This is a genomic window from Campylobacter magnus, assembly GCF_028649595.1.
GTDB classification, from domain to species: Bacteria; Campylobacterota; Campylobacteria; order Campylobacterales; family Campylobacteraceae; genus Campylobacter; species Campylobacter magnus.
Genome location: NZ_JAQSLK010000002.1, coordinates 65,291 through 83,098, shown reverse-complemented (window position 1 = coordinate 83,098; position 17,808 = coordinate 65,291). Strand labels below are relative to the sequence as shown.

Genomic DNA, 17,808 nt, shown 5'->3' with positions numbered 1-17,808 from the left:
ATTATTTATTTTTTACTATGTAATCTATGATTGTGTGAGCGTTATTTAGCGCAACTACGATTGAGCCACCTTTTTTGCTAGCGATATCACCGCCTACAAATAGCCCTTTTGTCGTGGTTTGGAAATGCTCATCAATGATAGGGTCTTCGCCATTCATCTCAATTCCGCATTTTGCTAGAAAATCCACAGGAGTTGAGCCGCCGATTGCATAAATTGCTCTATCATAAACCTCGCTTTTGCCATCAGTGAAGTTTACACAAACCTTGCCATCGGCATTGCTAAGCTCGCTTATATCAGTGCCAAGAAGTAGCTTTAAGGTGCCATTTTTCTCGCTTTCATAAACAGCAGCCTCATTTATATCATTTAGTCTTGTAAACTTTTCTTTGCGGTAGCATAGCGTTACATCATTACATTTGCCAAGCTCGCAGGCGTATTCAGCAGCTGAGTTTCCACCACCTACAACGATGATTTTCTCGCCATTTCCACAGTTATTTAGATTAAAATTCACAAGATTCATTATACTAGGCGGGATTTTATAATCAGGCTTATTTGGCTTACCCATGCGACCGATTGCCACCACCACATTTTTAGCTTTAAAGCCAGATTTTGAAGTAGTTATCTCAAAATAATCGCCATTTTTTTTCACGCTTTCAACCTCAACATTGAAAATCGCCTCAAACTCGCCCTCATCAAGCAATTTATCAAAGTAATTTAGTGTGCTTTCTTTTGTGCCATCAAAAAACTCAATTGAGCCTTTTGTAGTGCTATCAAGCCCTTTATACTCTTTATCTACGCGTTTGCCGTCTTTGTAGAACTTGCGGATAGTTTGACTGTGATTTTCTCCTTTTTCTAGCAATAAGATTTTTGCTAATCCAGCGTGTTTTGCTTCGATTACTGAAGCGATACCACAAGGTCCGCCACCGATTATTACGATGTCATACATGTTTAATCCTTTGTTTAAGCAATTTAATAGTAGAATTAAAGCACAATTTTTTTAATATTTAGGTAAAACAATGAAAAAAATTTTAAATTCCGTAAAAATTGCGCAAAAAGAATTAGCAAAACTTAGCGCAAACGAACGAAACGAGTTAATATTTCGCATAGCTAGCAAGGTAAGAGAAAATTGCGCAAAAATACTAGCCGCAAACGCCGCTGACCTAGCAAACGCAAAGGGGCTTAACTCAGCGATGAAGGACCGCTTAAAGCTTGATGAAGCCCGCCTAAATGCGATTTGCGCAGGTTTAGAAAGCATTGCCGGCCAAAAAGAAGTAATAGGCGAGATCAAAAAAGGCTGGGTGGCAAAATCAGGTATAAAAATAAACCAAATCGCCGTGCCAATAGGCGTAATTGCCGCAATCTACGAAGCTAGACCTAATGTAACGCTAGAAATCGCAGCCTTAGCAATTAAAAGCGCAAATGGCTGCGTGCTAAAAGGCGGCAAAGAAGCACGCCTTACAAACTTAGCGTTTATGGAGGCACTAAATAGCGCATTTTTGCCTCTTGGCTTTTGCTCTGTGGCTTTTTTGGACATAAGCCGTGATGAAGTTTTAGAGCTTTTGGGCATGAGTGAGTTTATAGACATGATAGTGCCTAGAGGTGGCGAAAATCTCGTTCGCTTTGTAAGCGAGAATTCTAGAATTCCTGTGCTAAAGCACGACAAAGGACTTTGCCACATTTACATAGATAAAGCAATGGAGCTTCAAAAAGCCCTAAATATCGCAATAAACGCCAAATGCTCTCGCCCAGCAGTGTGTAATGCAGCTGAGACATTTTTGGTTCACGAAAGCGTAGCAAGCAAGTTTCTAAGCGCTGTTTATCCGCTACTAAAAGAATATAATGTAGAGATTTTTGGCTGCCCAAAAACTGCTAAAATCATAGAGTGTAAAAGTGCTAGCGAGCAAAATTACGACACTGAATACGATGATTTTAAGCTAAATATAAAAGTAGTAGCTAGTATAGACGAAGCCCTTGCGCATATCGCAAGATACGGCTCAGGGCACTCAGAGGCGATAATCAGCGAGGATTACTCAGCTTGCCAAAGGTTTTTAAGCGAAGTTGATGCAAGCTGCGTGTTTGCCAATGCTAGCACGAGATTTAATGACGGCGGCGAGTTTGGCTTTGGCGCAGAGGTGGGAATTAGCACAAACCGCCTTCACGCAAGAGGCCCAGTAGGCGTAGAGGGACTTACAAGCTACAAATACATCATCTACGGCAACGGCGAAGTGCGTTAAGTGCTTGAATTGTCTTTTACTTCGTAGCTTTTAGGTAGAGATATTTTCTAGGGAATTCTAAATTTTCTAAACTTGAATTCTTAAGAATTTTAAATTTTGTCTTAGGAATTCTAAAATTCCCTAAAAATTTAATCTAAAATTCCCTAGAAATTCTAGAATTCCCTAAGAATAAAGTGCGTTAAAAATCTGCTCTTTTAGCTCGTTTATGCCGGTTTTTTTAGCCGCACTTACTAAGATTGCGTTTTTATCTTTTGCTTTTATTTTTGCTTTACCGCTTTGATTTAGTTTATCAGCCTTGGTATAAATACGCAAGATTTTTTGATCAGGGCGGATAAACTCAGCCATAAACTCACTTAGATTTTCATCATTTTCTAGGCTGTCGTGACGAGAGTCAATGAGGTGCAAAAAAGCCCTTATATGTATGCGACCACGCAAAAACTCACTTAGATTTTTGCGCCACTGCTGTTGCACGCTTTTGCTAACCTTAGCATAGCCAAAGCCTGGCAAATCCACAAAAACAGCCTGCGAGCGCTCTTTTTTCTCATCATCTATAAACTCTGCGCTAAAAAAGTTAATAAGTTGCGTTTTGCCAGGCGTGGAGCTTGATTTTGCTAGGCCGTACTGATTGCAAAGTGCGTTTATTAAAGAGCTTTTGCCTACATTTGAGCGGCCCAAAAAAGCCACCTCACTAAGTCCAAAATCAGGGCACTGACTTAAATTTTGGCTTGAGGTTATAAACTTTGCGTTTATAATATTTATCATTTTTTCACTTCAGTTTCAAAGATAAACTTCACAGGCTCTTTGCCCTGCCCATAAACGCTATAAACACCCTTTGCTTTATTTACAACGATTTTTGCGCCATAGAGCTTTTTATCAGTTTCTACCTCGTGTAAATAAGCATTTCCGCTTAAGGTATAAATCTGCTCAGCTGGTTCGTAAGTAAGCTCTGCGCCACTGCCATCGTAGTCCTTACCCTTTAGCTTGACCCAAAACTTCGCATTGCCGCTAGCGATATACTTTTTGGCTTGTTTTTTCTCATCAAAAAGCACTCTTGCGTGATTTGAAGTTAGCTTATCAAAGCTGCCATTTTTGATTACAACATTGCCATCAAGCTTGCCTATAAGCTTGTTCTCATCAGCCTCAAAGCTATCAGCTGTAATCTCAATCTGCTCAGCACCAAGAGCGCCCATAAGCCCAGCCAAAACAGCCAAAGAAAGAAAAAACTTTTTCATCTATTAAACTCACCTTTTACATTTTTTGCTTTTAATTTTTTGTTATTTATATCATAGCTACCGCTTGTCCCACTTACTCTATCGCCATTTTGCGTGATGGTAAAGGGCACATTTGAGCGCAAAAAACCCTCGCCCCAAATGAGCTCATTTGATGAGTAAGTAAGGTTTTCATCGCTATTTTGATACATAGCATTTTGCTTCATAGTTACATTTTTGTCTTTGATTATAGCAAAATCCGAGCTTAGGCGGTGTAGATTATCATTTTGAAAAAAGCCATCAAAGCCAAAAATCTCATCATGCTCATCATAGCGCACCACCTCATCTGCTTCATAAACCGCATCTATATTTGTAGCATTTAGCTCGTAAGCTTTAACATTTAGGGCTTTCATATTGGCTAATTTCACATCATCTTTGTTAAAGCCAAAATTATAAGAGTTATCAAAAAGTCCAAAAACAACACTCACGCTAAAAAGCGCAATGAGAAAATAAAATATTTTTAGTGTCATTTTATACCTTTTGTTCTAATGCTTAAGCTAAAATTCTAGAATTCCTAGGAATTCTAGATTGAAAAAAACCTTAGGAATTCTAGATTTAAAAAAACCTTAGGAATTCTAGAATTCCTAAAAATCTAGAATTCCCACTAACCCACAAAGCCCTTTATCCACGCCTGCTTTTGTCCGTTTAGCTCCAAAACATCTTCTATCATCTCACGCACAGCCCCATATCCGCCCTTTGCTTGTAGCACTGTTTTTACAGCACTTTTTGCCTCTTTTGTAGCGTCATTTGGTGCGTAGCTATTTTTTATAGCTTTTAGAAGGCAAATATCGTTTAAATCATCGCCGATGACAGCAGCCTCATCAAAGCTTAGTGCTTCAAAAGCTAAGATTTCTTTTGCTTTTTCAAGCTTGTTTTTCACACCCTGAAAGCAGTATTTAACCCCTAGTTCTTTAGCACGAAATGCTACTATATCGCTACTTTTGCCAGTGATTATCGCTGAGATGCCGCCAAGTGCGGTATTCCACTGCTGCAAGGCAAAGCCGTCTTTTACATCAAAGCGTTTAAAAAGCTCGCCATTTGTGCCTGTATAAATCCCACCATCGCTAAGGCAGCCATCCACATCCAAAAAAAGTATTTTTATCACAAACAGCCCTTTGTGCTAGGCATACCGATGCGTTCGTTTTTTGCTAGGGCTTTGCGCAGTGCTACAGCCACAGCCTTAAAACACGCCTCTGCTATGTGATGAGCGTTTTTGCCACGCTGTTTTTTTATGTGTAGGGTGATTTTGGCATTATGCGCAAAAGCTGTGAAAAACTCAGGGATAAGCTCACTATCAAAAGCACCGATTTTATCTTTCATCTTGGCTTTAAAAACTAAAAACGCTCGCCCGCTAATATCAAGCGCAGCCGATACTGCTGCTTCATCCATCACAAGCACGCTATCGCCGTATCTTTCTATACCTGAGACTGGATAAACAGCCTTAGCAAAAGCCTGACCTAAAGCAATGCCACAATCCTCTACGCTGTGGTGGTCATCAATCTCTCTATCACCCTCGCAGCTTAGTTCTATATCCATTAGCGAGTGCTTTGCAAGCGCATTTAGCATATGGTCAAAAAAGCCTATGCCAGTATTTATCTTTGCCTCGCCTTTGCCATAAACTTCAAGTTTTACGCTGATATTTGTCTCTTTTGTTTGTCTTTTTATTTCTACCATTTTTTGCTCTTTTTTAGGAATTCTAGATTTTACTCACGCACGATGTACGCACCACCAAAGTGTTTTGCCTCTACAAAATCTCTTGCCTCAGCCTCACTTCTAAATCCGCTTAAAAATACTCTATAAATCTTTTCTCCATCTATATCAAAGGTGCGAATTAGCGTTTTATAGCCGTATTTATTTGCATTTGAGTTTTTAAAACTCTCAGCTCCTTCTAGCCTTTTAAAGGCTCCGATTTGAACCATAAATGAACCACCCTCAAAGCTTTGCTGACCTTGGCTTATTTTTCCAAAGTTTGCGCTATTTTCGCTAGCTTCATTTAAGCTAGTAAATTCATTATTAGGACTTACTAAGTTTGAGTTTTTCTCAAAAGTTTCTGAGATTTTTTGTGATGCTTTTTGTACGCCTTTATCCACAGCTTGTCTTATAGCTGAGTTTGCGGCTGATTTGGCTGCACTTTTGGCAGCAGAGCTAGCCGATGAGACTGCGCCACTTATGCCACCGCTCATTGCCCCACTAATGCCAGCAGTAATTATAGTACCACTTACGCCTGAGCCCCAGTTTTTAGAGTTATACACACTAGGCGGGCTACTTAGAGAACCTGTATTTTGGTAGTTTTTGCCATCACCATAAAAGCCCACTACTTCAAGCTTTACTCTTGCGGTACCAGTCCCAATCATACCGATACTAGTAGCTGCCGCTTTGCTAAGGTCTATGATGCGCCCAGCCACAAATGGACCTCGGTCATTTATACGCACGGTGGTTTGTGCGCCATTGCCTAGGTTTGTTACACGCACCATGGTATTCATAGGCAAGGTTTTATGTGCTGCTGTCATAGCATTCATATTATAAGTCTCGCCATTGCTCGTTTTTTTACCATGAAAATCAGGCCCATACCAGCTAGCAATACCAGAGGCAGTATCTCCAACGCTTACGGTGGTTGGATAGTAGGTTTTGCCGTTTATGGTATAAGGACGCATTGTAGCCCTTTGGCTTGCTGCGCTGGTATTTGGCGAGCTTTTGAAATCCTGCGAGCTATCTGGATAGTTTGATAGTCTAATTGGCGAGCTACAAGAGACTAACCAAATACCAGCAAATATGGTTATAGCGTATTTTAGCAGGCTTTTCATTTTTTATCCTTTACTTTTTGGCACTTTTAATTTTTTGGATAGCTGAGTTTTTAAAGGCGTCTTTGACATTGATTTTTGCGATATTTATATCATTTGGATTGTTAAATAGCCTTGGATCTGAGCCCATGATTTGATTTAGATCATTAGCAATTTGTGCTGTGATGATGATTTTTCGCAAGAAATTTCTAGTCTCTAAGCCTACAAATTTTTTATTTGGGTCTAGTAGGTCTTTTATATCATCGCTACCAGCTCTTGCTATGGCCTTGCGAAGTGCGCCATCACCGCAGTTATAGGCAATTAGTGCTAGATACCATTTGCCAAACTGCTCTTTTAGCTCACTTAGGTATTTTGCAGCTGCTTTTGTACTCTTTAGTGGATCTAGTCTTTCATCCACTTTACTATCTACCCTTAGTCCCATAGCCTTTGCAGTGCGAGGCATGAGCTGCCAGATACCAACTGCGCCCATGCGTGATTTTGAGTTATTTTTTAGTCCACTTTCGATTACAGCTAGGTATAAAATCTCAGTTGGAACATTTTGTTCTTTTAATATATTTTGCAAGATTACTATATTATCGTATTGCTCGTTTATTGCTTTTAAAAGATGTTTTTTATAGGTTTTGCTTTCGCTGATTTTTGTTTTTACAAAGTTTAGATCTTTTATGTAGTTTGAGCTAATATCTAGATTTCTTAAAATGTTTATATCTTTTTGATAGTCTATGTGGTGCTCTACAAAATACGCAGATGCAGTGCCACAAAGCACACAAACTAGTAAAAATGATGATAAAAACTTCATTTTTTCTCCTTAAATTGCAAATTTAAATTGCAAATAGTTTTAGAGCGTTTTGTGTGGTGATTCTTTCAATCTCATCGCCTGAGAGATTTAAAATTTCGCTCATTTTATCCCGCACAAAAATCGTGCGAGCTGGTTCGTTTCGCTCTCCACGGTGAGGCGTTGGCGTTAGATATGGAGCGTCAGTTTCTATTAGCAAACGCTCTTTTGGGATTTGAGGCAAAATCGCGCCTAGTTTTTTTTCGTTTTTAAAAGTAAGCACGCCGCCTATACCATAATAAAATGTCTTGCTGAGTTCAAGCAAAATAGGGCTTGCATTATAGCAGTGAAGCACACCGCCAACTAGCTTGTCTTCATACTCTTTTAAGATACTTAGGCTATCTTCGTTTGCATCTCTTATATGAACGATAAGTGGCTTTTTTAGCTCACAAGCTAGCTTGATTTGAGCTATGAAAACCTCTTTTTGGCGTGCTTTATACTCGTTAGTGCCAGATTCTGGCAAGCGGTAGTAGTCTAGCCCACACTCGCCCACAGCTACGCATTTTTCATGCTTTGCAAACTTTCTTAAAACACTCTCATCCATCTCATCAACATGATATGGATGAACTCCCACAGCAAAAAAGATATTTTTTTGCTCCTCGCTTATTCTAACAGCTTTTGGTAAATCTTTAATACTAGCACCAGGGATAATGATTTTTTCAATATTTGCATCCTTTGCCCGCTCTAAAACAGCAGCCAAATCAGCCTCAAAACTCTCATCATCAAGGTGGCAATGTGTATCTATTATCATTTTTTATCCTTTTTTTATTCTAAGCAAATTCTAGTCCAAAAGCTTTTTAGCAAAGTCTTTTGCTTCTTGGCTTACATGCTCGCCACTTATCATGCGAGCTAGTTCATGTTCTCTCTCAGCTTTACTAAGCTCTCTTGCACTTGAAATTTCGCCTTTTTTTTCTATCAAAAAGTGATGAGCTGCCTTGCTAGAAAGCTGCGGCTGATGTGAAATAGCAAAGATTTGATAGCTTCGTCCTAGCATTTCAAGCACAGATGCTATACTCATAGCTTCTTTGCCACTTAAATTTGCATCTATTTCATCTAGGATTAGCACGCCTGTTTGGTTTTTTGCCGTAGTAGGAATTCTAGAATTCCTACTACCCCCTAGCTCAGCACTAGTTGCTATAAAGGCTAAGCGCAAGCGATTTAGCTCGCCGCTTGAAATGTTTTTTAGATTTACAGCACCTAAGTTTACCTCTACTTTATCAAGCCCTAGCTCACTCATTGTAGATTCTTTTAGCTCCAAAAAAAGTGCTGGCAAATACATTTTTTCTAAATACTCATTTAGCTTTGCTTCTAGTTTTGGCAAGGCTTTTTTGCGTGCTTTGCTAAGCTCGCTTGCTAGGGCATTTGCGCTAGTACTCAGCTCATTTACCTTATTTTGTAAATGAGTTTTTTCAAACTCTATTTTTTCTAGTTTTTCTAGCTCAGCTTTTTTGCTAGCTAAAACCTCCAAAGCACGCTCAATGCTGCCATAGCGACGCTCTAAGCCACTAAGAGCTTCAATGCGGTCAAGCACGCCCTCAATCTCATCATCGCTCAGCTCTTCAAAGCTTAAGCTCTCTTTTGCAGAGCGGAGCTCGTTCATCGCATCGCTAAAAAACGCACTATCACGCTCACACAGCTCCAAGGCACGAATAACAGCACTCTCAAACTCAAAAATTCCACTTGCGCTCTCCCAAGCCTGCTCTATTTTATCACGCTTGCTAAGGCGTTTTTTAAGCTCACTTAGCTCTTCAAGCTCGCCGATTTTTGGGTTAATTTGTGAGATTTTATTTATCTCAAAGCTAGCTAGCTCTTTTAGCTCTTCTACATGGCTCTCATCAGTTTTAAGCTTTTCTAACTCAGCTTTTGCGCTATTTAGCTCTTTAAAAATACTAGCAAAATCAGCCTTATTTTTAGCAAAGTTTTTTTCATCCACCAAAGCATCAACTAAGCCTAAAAGTGCGCTGTTTTCAAACTCGCCACTCTCTTTTGCTCCCAAAAAACGAACAAAAGAAGCGCAAGCTGAGCTTAGATTTTTCTTTGAGATTGACTGAGAGTTTAGAAAGTATCTTGCTGAGTTTTGTTTTAGCACTTTAAAAACATTTGGACTCTCATCGCTAATATCATCAAGCCCTAGCGTGCAAAAAGCATCGACTTCTACAACCTGAGCTGTCGCCTCACTAAGCCCAAAGGCTGAGAGCAAAGCCTTCATAAGCACGCTTTTTCCAGCACCGCTTACGCCTGTAAAGACATTTAGCCCCTCGCCAAAACTAAGCTCGCAAGACTCAAAGCTAAGATGATTTTTTATAAAAAGCCTACTTATCACTGATGCCCCCAACGCAATTTTTCTTTTAAAATCTTAAAATAATCTCTATTTTTGCGGTGAATTAGCGTGATTTGCTCTTTGCTAGCTCTTATTTTTACGCCACAAAAGCCACTTAAATCTAAGTGGTCTTGCCCGTCCATCATTACAATTACATCGTCTTTTGAGCGAAACTCTATTTCGTGTTCGTCGCCTAAAATCATCGGTCGCTGTGAAAAAGAATGTGAACAAATTGGCGTTAGGCTAAAAGCTTTTACGCTAGGATGAAGTATCGCTCCGCCTGCGCTTAGATTATAGGCTGTTGAGCCCATTGGACTTGCTACTATCACACCATCGCCATAGTATGAATTAAAGCAAAAATCGTCCAAAAAAGCATCAATATGCGCCGTGCTAGTAGGATTTTTGCGCAAGATTGCAATGTCGTTAAAGGCTAGTTTGCGTTTTTGAGTTTTGCCACTCTCGTCCAAAAAATCAGCCTCTAAAAGCTTTATGCGCTGGGCTACAAACTCGCCTGAGATGATTTCTTTTAGCGCAGTTTCGCACTCGCACAGCAGCGCATCAGTCAAAAAACCAAGATGTCCTGTGTGCACACCAAAAACACAAGCTCCATAACGCACAAAACGCCTGCAAGCACCGATATAATTGCCATCTCCGCCAAGGCTTAGCACAAATTTCGTGCGAGAAAAAATCTCATCTAAGCTTAGTCCATCGCTTCGCCCAAGTATCCCTGCGCTATGCGTTTGAAGCAGCATTTCTAAGCCAAGTTTATTTAACACGGCTTGTAAGTTTTTGATATTGTCTTTTTGGGCGTTTGCGTCTCTTGTGGTTACAAAAACAGCTGATATTGAACTAAAATCTATTTCATTCATTTTGAGATTATACAAAAAATAATTAAATTATAAAAATTTATTCTAGAATTCCTTATTTTAGTACTAGGAATTCTAGATTTGTCCCTAGGAATTCTAAATAGGAATTCTAGATTTTTTCAGGAATTTTAAATTTATCCCTAGGAATTCTAGAATTTCTGGAATTCTAGATTTGCCCCAGAAATTCTAGAATTCTCTAAAAAATTCGCCACTGACTCGCTAAGATAAAGCCTTATTAACCCTAAGTTCTACGCAAATGTAAAAAATCTCTTTATCGCTGGCAAACTAAACAATGTTTTTCATTAAATTCATTATTTTTTGGAATTCCAAAATTTATCACCTTTTTTCTAACTTTTTAAAGCGCCACCATGCGATAAAAAGTAGTACCCAAGCGATGATAGAGACAGCAGATGCTAAAGAAGTGATAATCTCAGCAAATTCTACAAAAATGCCAAATACACTAAAGCACAAAAGCACGCTTGCAGTATATATCCAAAACGCCCATAAAAACAGCGAACTCCCACTTAGCCTAGCAAGCTCGACGTGTATTCTATAGCCACAAATCACCACGATTAGAGCGATCATAGGACCAAACAAAAGCATAGTGCCCAAGCCCGACATGATCGCTGGCATAAGGAGAATAATACCCAAAATGGGTGCTAGCATATAAACGAAAAAAAGACCCAAAAAGTTAATGATTACAGCGATAATGTAATTTTTAAATAAGCTTTTGCTCGCTGCTGCCTTTCTAACTGAGTAAATCGCCATTGAATATAGCACAAGTCCCACAATAGCAATGATTTGCCCGATATGCCCGATATCTTGAATAAAGTTAAAATTTTGCCCGATATATAGAATAAAACTAAAAATTAGAAGCCCAATCCCCCAAAGCGCCTTTGCTCTAGCAGAGCTAATGCTATCAGCTGATAAAATACTACTTACATTTAGATTTTCATTGGTTATATAAATAGACTTTGCCACTCTCTTATCAAAGCTTAAAAACTCCACCTGAGAACCAGTTAGCACAGCTAGGTCTTTACCATCTAAATTTATAACATCGTTTTTATCGTATTCATAGCGTTTGCCATCATCTCCGCTTATAAGCTGGGGGCTTAGAATTTTACCTTGTATCTTTTATCCTTTTTGTAATTTTAGCTATAAATTTGCTCTAAAACTTTTATTATTTTTTTGCTTTCTTTAAAGCCCTGCTCGTTTTCTAGTTTTGAGTTAAAATCAATCAGGGCAAGCCAGCTAGCCTTGTTTTATTAAAAACAAAACTATCGTTTTTATATCCAAAGATTTTGCGATATCTAGCGCAAAAACAAACCTGAGCTACATCTCATGCTTTGCTAAAAAATCTAGAATTCCTAGCTCTTTTTTGCCTTAGCAAAGGCCTTAGCTAAATCAGCTATTAGATCCTCCCCATCCTCACAGCCAATAGCTAGGCGAAGTAGATTATCCTTTATGCCGATTTTTGCCCTTAGCTGCTCGCCGTAGCTTGCGTGGCTCATCGTAGCTGGATGACAAATAAGGCTCTCAACCCCACCAAGAGATGAAGCTATATCAAAAAGCTCTAGCGAACTAGCAAAACGCTCATAGCAGTATTTCTCACTCATCTCAAAGCTAAGCACCGCACCCAAGCAGCCCCCAGCTTGCGCCTCGTGCACAGCCCTTTCGTGCTCGCTAGCCCCTCCTGCAAAATAGAGTTTTTGGACTGCCTTATGGCTTTTAAGGAATTCTAGAATTTTCTTTGTATTAGCAATTTGCGCATCAAAGCGCAGTTTCATGGTCTTTAAGCCACGCAGCATAAGATAGCTATCAAAAGGCGCAAGGGCAATTCCTAGCGTGTTTTTTAATGAGCCAATCTTTGCGCCAAGGGCTTTGTCATTTGTACACACCACGCCACCAAGAGAGTCGCCATGCCCACCTATAAACTTCGTAGCACTATGCAACTCCACATCCACCCCAAGAGCCAAAGGACTTTGAAAAAGTGGCATAAAGGTATTATCAGCTATGACTATTGCGTTATTTGCGTGAGCTAGGGCTACGATTTTTTTGATATCGGTTATGTTTAAAAGTGGATTTGAGGGCGTCTCAATGTATATCGCACCCACATCAGCACTAAGGTTTTCAAGACTTTCTAAATCGCTTCTTAGTTCGTATTTTATCCCTATATTTTCCATAATTTGCTTAGCGTAGCGAAAAGTCCCGCCATAGATATTTTCACAAAACAGCACCTTTTGCCCTGTTTTTAAAAGGCTTAAAGCCAAAGTGATCGCTCCCATGCCACTAGCTGTTGCGTGAGCGTAGCTTGCGCCAAAGACAGCGCAAATGCTGTCTTCAAAGGCTTTTGTAGTAGGATTTTTGCCACGCTGATACTCAAACTCGCCAGGCTTATTTATCTCATCCTGGGCGTAAGTGCTAGCTAGAAAAATCGGCGTAGTTATCGCAGAATATGGATTTTGCTTAGTGTGAACTGCTTTTATCAGCTTGGTTTGAATTTTCATTTTTATCCTTTATATAAAGCTCTCGCCTGCTATGAAGTTTATTATCTTCATATCATTTGAAGCAAAAAAGCTAGTCTTTGGACCATCAAAAAGCACCTTGCCTTGTTCTAATAACACAATTTTATCAGCGCAGCTTTTAGCAAATTCTAGATTGTGAGTTACTAAAATTATGCTTTTATTTTCTTTTGAGAGTGCTTCAATCACCTTTAAAACCTCATTTGTAAGGCTAGGATCAAGTGCGGTAGTAGGCTCATCAAGCAGCAAAAAATCAGGCTCAAATGCCAAAGCCCTTGCTATTGCCACTCTTTGGGCTTGACCGCCTGAGAGCATTGCTGGATAGTGCTTTGCGTATTCTTTTAGTCCTACTTTTTCTAGCAAGGCAAGCGCAAGCTCATCTGCTTTGATAGTAGGGATTTTTTTTACTAGGCGCAAAGGCTTTGTGATGTTCTCTTTAGCTGTTAAATGCGCAAAAAGATTAAAATGCTGAAAAACCATAGTCGTATGCGCCCTAATAGCCCTAATCTTTGTGCTATCAATTTTTTTGCTAAAATCAATGCTATGCTCTTTTATGCTAAGCTTGCCACTTTGAGGGATCTCAAGCAAGTTTAGCGAGCGAAGCAAGGTGCTTTTGCCGCTGCCAGAATGACCTAAAATCGCAGTCGTCTCTCCACTCGCAAACTCCAAATTAAGATTATCAAAAATAACTTTATCGCCAAAACTTTTGCGCAAATTCTCTACTTTTATACTCATGATTCTACCTTTAAATGCACATTTGCTCTGCGTTCTAAAATCACTTGAATTCCGCTTAAAACCGTGCAGATTACTAGGTAAATAAGGGCAACTTCTACATAAAGCAAAAGTGGCTCGTAAGTGCGAGCAGCTATGCGCTGGGCTACCATAAACATATCAACCATAGTAATTGAGGCTGCTAATGAGGTGTCTTTAACAAGTGCTATGAAGCTATTTGAAAGTGGCGGTATAGCTATGCGAAAAGCCTGAGGGGCAACAATGTGAAAGAAAATCTGCGCACTACTCATGTTTAGGCTAGCGGCTGCTTCTACCTGTCCTTTTGGCACGGCTAAAATCGCAGCTCTCACGCTCTCGCTAGCATACGCACCTACATTTAGGCTAAAAGCTATTGTCGCACACGCCCACACATCAAGGGTAACGCCCACGCTAGGCAAGCCATAAAATACGATAAAAAGCTGAACTAAAAGCGGCGTGCCACGAAAAATCCATACATAAAAGCCAAAAATAAATCTTAAAATAGCGTTATTTGAAAGCCTAGCAAGCGCAGTAATCACCGCAATGCCAACACCAAAAATAAAAGAAATCACAGCTAAGGGGATACTTACTTTAATCGCTGCTAAAAGCAAGGGTGGCAAAGAGCTAAAAAATAATTCCATTTTTGACCTTTATTTGTGAAAATCCTAGGGAATTCTAGAATTTTTAAGCTTAAAATCTAGAATTCCAATAGGGTTGCTAGGGCAATTTTAGCAAAATTTAGAATTCCCATAGGATTTCTAGGGCAATTTTAGCAAAATCTGGAATTCCTAGAATAAAATCTAGAATTCCTTAAGAAATTCTTATTTTGAAATATCTTTGCCAAAGTATTTTTGGCTGATTTTTGCGATGGTGCCGTCTTTAAATAGCTCATCAAGCGCAACATTTATAGCAGATAGTAGCTCAGTATTTCCCTTTGCTACGATTGCGGCTGAGAGCATTGGCTCCTGCCCTTTAAAAGCGATTTTCAAAGGCACTTTTTTATTTTTTATAAAGTCATAAAAAGTAACATCATCGTTCATAAGTAGCTCAGCCCTGCCTGAAAGAACTAGCTCAACTGCTTGGTTAAAGCCGCTAACAGTTTGCACCAAAGCTCCCCACTCGCTTAAAGTAGTACCATATACGCTAGTTGCACTGCTTGCGCCCTTTTTGCCTTTTACATCGACTTTGCTTTTGATGCTATTATTGTCCTCTTTTACCACCACGGCTGGATAAACAGCTGTATAAGGCGTGCTAAAATCGTATTTTTTCTTACGCTCATCTTTTATTGTTACTTGATTAAACATTGCATCACTTTTACCAGCATCAAAGCTTGCTAGCAAAGCATCCCACGGAGCCTCCACAAACTCAACTTTTACGCCGATTTTTTCTGCCACAGCTCTTGCGATTTCTACATCATATCCTACCAAAGCATTACTCTCATCGTGGTAAGAATACGGCTTATACACGCCCTCAGTGGCTATTTTTATTACACCAGCTTTTTTTATCTCATCTAAGCTAGCTGCGCTAAGTGCTGTAAGGGCAGCAAAAGAAAGTGCTAAAAACTTTTTCATTTTTCGTCCTTTAAAATTTGTTTATGAAATTATAAAATTCTTTTCATAATATTTAGTAAATATATATAATTTATTTTAAAAGATTACTATTTAAGCTTTTAAAATATTTATAGAATTACTATATTTTATTTTTTAGCAAAAAATTTATTGGGAATTCTAGATTTAAAAATAGTTAAAAGATTAAAAAATGTAAGTAAGGAATTCTAGAATTCCCAAAAAAATCTAGAATTCCTAAAAAACTAGAATTTCTAAAATTCTAGATTTTCTGAAAAAACTAGAATTCCCAAAAAAATCTAGAATTCCCAAAAAAATCTAGAATTCCCAAAGAATTATTTCATAGACAAAAAGCTATTTAGTGCTGAAATATACGCTTTTGCAGTAGCCAGCATGGTATCTACATCAAGTCCATGCCCTATCATCGTGCGCTCGCCAAATTTTACCTTTACATCTACCTTAGCAAGTGCGTCTTTGCCCTGAGATACTGCGCGAACTTTGTAGTCTTTTAGCTCGCCCTCATGTCCGCTAATTCTATCAATTACCTTAAAAATAGCGTCCGCTGAGCCATTGCCAAGCGATGCTTCTTCTTTAAGCTCATTTTCGTGAAGTATAGTAATAGCAGCGCTTGTATGCCCATCTTTGCTAGCTTGGACGCTTAATTTTTCAATGCTGTAAATCTGCTCAACCTTAGCAATCTCGCTATTTACAAGAGCTCTTAAATCCTCATCAAAAATCTCTTTTTTCATATCGCAAAGTGCTTTAAAATCAGCAAAAGCTTTATCTAGCTCATCATTTTCAAGCTCAAAGCCAAGCTCTTTTAATCTATCTTTAAAAGCATGTCTGCCGCTGTGCTTGCCAAGCACCAAATTTGTCTTAGCAGCACCTATGCTCTCAGCGCTTATTATTTCATAAGTTTGAGCGCATTTTAGCATGCCATCTTGGTGAATTCCGCTCTCATGCGCAAAGGCGTTTTTGCCTACTATTGCTTTATTTGGTTGCGGCTCAATACCTGTTATGCTAGCAACAAGCCTACTTGTAGGATAAATCTCTTTTGTAACAATATCTGTGTATAAATCGCCAAAAATATCTTTTCTAGTATTTATCACCATTACAATCTCTTCAAGCGCAGCATTTCCGGCTCTTTCTCCAAGTCCGTTTATGGTACACTCCACCTGTCTAGCACCAGCTCTTACGCACTCTAAGGTATTTGCCACCGCAAGACCTAGGTCGTTGTGATTGTGAGCTGAAATTATCGCCCTATCGCCTACAAAATCCACTAGTGCCTTTGTGCGAGTATAAAGCTCGCCAGGCAAGCGAAAGCCCACAGTATCAGGCAAGTTTATGGTGCTTGCCCCTGCTGATATTACAGCATCGCTCATTTCTTTTAAAAACTCTATATCGCTACGCCCAGCATCTTCAAAGCTAAACTCCACATCATCAACAAAAGTCCTAGCGTATTTTACAGCCTGGACTGCTCTTTTAAGCACTTCATCACTTTTCATTTTTAGCTTATGTTCCATGTGAATAGGACTTGTAGCTATAAAGGTATGAATGCGCCTATTTTTTGCCGGTGCTATTGCCTTGCCAGCAGCCTCTATATCACGCTCTATCGCCCTTGCAAGGCTAGCTACTTTTATGGTATGAACCTCGCTAGCAATCTGCTTAATCGCATCAAAATCCCCTGGACTAGCAGCCGCAAAGCCACTTTCTATGATATCAACACCAAGGCGTTCTAGTTGGAGTGCGATTTGAATTTTCTCTTCTGTATTCATGCTTGCGCCAGGGCTTTGTTCGCCATCACGCAAAGTGGTATCAAAAATAATGATTTTATTTTTATCCATTTTCCTCTCCTTTAATAATAAAATTTATTGATTAGTATAATTTACTTAGTTAAATATCATTTTAACATGCTTTGCTTTCTTTTAGGTTTATATGCTTAGCAAAAAACCTAGCCCACACCCCACGAACTATGCCATAAAGTACATAAAGACTAAGGCAGATCGCACTTGCTTCAAGCGGATAAATGTAGATTAAGGACAAAATAAGCAAAAGTGCGATTAAAAAGCGGATGAAATTTGCTCTTTCGTAGTTTATTTTTTTAAAACTAGGAAATCTCACATTTGAGACCATTAGCACGCTAAAAACAGCTGCTGCTGCTAAAAGCACATACTCATAGCCTTTAAAAATCTCGTATTTATCCCAAAGTCCTATCCAAAGTGCCAAAAGCACAGCAGCAGTAGGTATCGGTAGGCCAATAAACACATTTGGCTCACTAGCACCGCTCATTACATTAAACCTAGCAAGGCGAACGCCACCAAAAATCACAAACAGCGCAGTTATCAGCACGCCAAAGCGTCCAAAATTCTGCCCCACGCTAAAATAAAACAACATAGCAGGTGCCACGCCAAAAGCTACTATATCAGCAAGGCTGTCAAACTCCACGCCAAACTTTGAAGTAGTATTTGTAAGGCGAGCCACCCTGCCATCAAGCCCATCAAAAACAAGCGAAAGCACGATATAAATGATAGCCAAACTAAAATCGCCCTTAATAGATGAGAGCATGCTAAGCACACCTAGAAAAATGCTAGCAGCGGTAAAAAGATTTGGCAAAATATAAATTAGCTTTAATTTTTCGTTCATTTTCTAGCCC

Annotated in this window: 18 protein-coding genes and 2 pseudogenes; 1 reads left to right on the top strand and 19 read right to left on the bottom strand. The window is 39.2% G+C overall.

What is annotated here, in order from left to right:
- Position 1 precedes the first annotated feature (1 nt).
- Positions 2–943: an NAD(P)-binding domain-containing protein gene (locus tag PTQ34_RS02870; RefSeq protein WP_273931976.1), complete on the bottom strand. Its 942-nt coding sequence runs from the start codon at positions 941–943 to the stop codon at positions 2–4.
- A gap of 70 nt (positions 944–1,013) precedes the next feature.
- Between PTQ34_RS02870 and PTQ34_RS02865 the strand changes: the two genes are divergently transcribed.
- Complete coding sequence (locus tag PTQ34_RS02865; protein WP_273931974.1) at positions 1,014–2,231, top strand: glutamate-5-semialdehyde dehydrogenase; 1,218 nt, start codon at positions 1,014–1,016, stop codon at positions 2,229–2,231.
- Between the two features lie 162 nt (positions 2,232–2,393).
- Here PTQ34_RS02865 and yihA read toward each other — a convergent pair whose 3' ends face one another.
- The 18 genes and pseudogenes from yihA to pssA form a co-directional block, all read right to left on the bottom strand.
- On the bottom strand, positions 2,394–2,993 hold the full coding sequence (yihA, locus tag PTQ34_RS02860; protein WP_273931972.1) for a ribosome biogenesis GTP-binding protein YihA/YsxC: 600 nt from the start codon (positions 2,991–2,993) through the stop codon (positions 2,394–2,396).
- The gene (gene lptA / locus PTQ34_RS02855; protein ID WP_273931970.1) at positions 2,990–3,463 is read right to left on the bottom strand and encodes a lipopolysaccharide transport periplasmic protein LptA; all 474 of its coding nucleotides are present in this window, start codon (positions 3,461–3,463) and stop codon (positions 2,990–2,992) included. Before lptA ends, yihA begins: the two co-directional genes overlap by 4 nt.
- Positions 3,460–3,969, bottom strand: coding sequence for an LPS export ABC transporter periplasmic protein LptC (locus tag PTQ34_RS02850; protein ID WP_273931969.1), 510 nt, complete (start codon positions 3,967–3,969; stop codon positions 3,460–3,462). The genes lptA and PTQ34_RS02850 overlap by 4 nt, the downstream gene beginning before the upstream one ends.
- Before the next feature lie 134 nt (positions 3,970–4,103).
- Entirely contained in the window at positions 4,104–4,604 is a 501-nt protein-coding gene (locus tag PTQ34_RS02845) for a KdsC family phosphatase (RefSeq protein ID WP_273931967.1), read from the bottom strand.
- Positions 4,601–5,173, bottom strand: a complete 573-nt coding sequence (hisB, locus tag PTQ34_RS02840; protein ID WP_273931965.1) for an imidazoleglycerol-phosphate dehydratase HisB — start codon at positions 5,171–5,173, stop codon at positions 4,601–4,603. Before hisB ends, PTQ34_RS02845 begins: the two co-directional genes overlap by 4 nt.
- A gap of 29 nt (positions 5,174–5,202) precedes the next feature.
- A pseudogene (locus PTQ34_RS02835) lies at positions 5,203–5,418 on the bottom strand (SPOR domain-containing protein); the annotation flags it as partial.
- 312 nt (positions 5,419–5,730) lie between these two features.
- Positions 5,731–6,219: pseudogene (locus PTQ34_RS02830) on the bottom strand (septal ring lytic transglycosylase RlpA family protein); the annotation flags it as partial.
- Positions 6,220–6,313: 94 nt separating this feature from the next.
- A complete protein-coding gene (locus PTQ34_RS02825) occupies positions 6,314–7,096 on the bottom strand; it encodes a lytic transglycosylase domain-containing protein (protein WP_273929929.1) in 783 nt (260 codons plus the stop codon).
- 22 nt (positions 7,097–7,118) lie between these two features.
- Complete coding sequence (locus PTQ34_RS02820) at positions 7,119–7,883, bottom strand: TatD family hydrolase (RefSeq protein WP_273931963.1); 765 nt, start codon at positions 7,881–7,883, stop codon at positions 7,119–7,121.
- A gap of 30 nt (positions 7,884–7,913) precedes the next feature.
- Positions 7,914–9,455 (bottom strand): DNA repair protein RecN, encoded by a 1,542-nt coding sequence (locus tag PTQ34_RS02815; protein ID WP_273931961.1) that lies wholly within the window; start codon positions 9,453–9,455, stop codon positions 7,914–7,916.
- Positions 9,452–10,321, bottom strand: a complete 870-nt coding sequence (locus PTQ34_RS02810; RefSeq protein ID WP_273931959.1) for an NAD(+)/NADH kinase — start codon at positions 10,319–10,321, stop codon at positions 9,452–9,454. The genes PTQ34_RS02815 and PTQ34_RS02810 overlap by 4 nt, the downstream gene beginning before the upstream one ends.
- 333 nt (positions 10,322–10,654) lie before the next feature.
- Complete coding sequence (locus tag PTQ34_RS02805) at positions 10,655–11,344, bottom strand: hypothetical protein (protein ID WP_273931957.1); 690 nt, start codon at positions 11,342–11,344, stop codon at positions 10,655–10,657.
- Between the two features lie 341 nt (positions 11,345–11,685).
- Positions 11,686–12,825, bottom strand: a complete 1,140-nt coding sequence (locus PTQ34_RS02800) for a trans-sulfuration enzyme family protein (protein WP_273931955.1) — start codon at positions 12,823–12,825, stop codon at positions 11,686–11,688.
- 9 nt (positions 12,826–12,834) lie between these two features.
- The gene (locus PTQ34_RS02795) at positions 12,835–13,575 is read right to left on the bottom strand and encodes an amino acid ABC transporter ATP-binding protein (RefSeq protein WP_273931953.1); all 741 of its coding nucleotides are present in this window, start codon (positions 13,573–13,575) and stop codon (positions 12,835–12,837) included.
- Positions 13,572–14,231, bottom strand: a complete 660-nt coding sequence (locus PTQ34_RS02790; RefSeq protein WP_273929936.1) for an amino acid ABC transporter permease — start codon at positions 14,229–14,231, stop codon at positions 13,572–13,574. Before PTQ34_RS02790 ends, PTQ34_RS02795 begins: the two co-directional genes overlap by 4 nt.
- Positions 14,232–14,411: 180 nt before the next feature.
- Positions 14,412–15,161: a transporter substrate-binding domain-containing protein gene (locus PTQ34_RS02785; protein WP_273931952.1), complete on the bottom strand. Its 750-nt coding sequence runs from the start codon at positions 15,159–15,161 to the stop codon at positions 14,412–14,414.
- A gap of 329 nt (positions 15,162–15,490) precedes the next feature.
- Entirely contained in the window at positions 15,491–16,999 is a 1,509-nt protein-coding gene (locus tag PTQ34_RS02780) for a 2-isopropylmalate synthase (RefSeq protein WP_273931950.1), read from the bottom strand.
- Positions 17,000–17,060: 61 nt separating this feature from the next.
- The gene (gene pssA, locus PTQ34_RS02775) at positions 17,061–17,798 is read right to left on the bottom strand and encodes a CDP-diacylglycerol--serine O-phosphatidyltransferase (RefSeq protein ID WP_273931948.1); all 738 of its coding nucleotides are present in this window, start codon (positions 17,796–17,798) and stop codon (positions 17,061–17,063) included.
- Between the last annotated feature and the right edge of the window lie 10 nt (positions 17,799–17,808).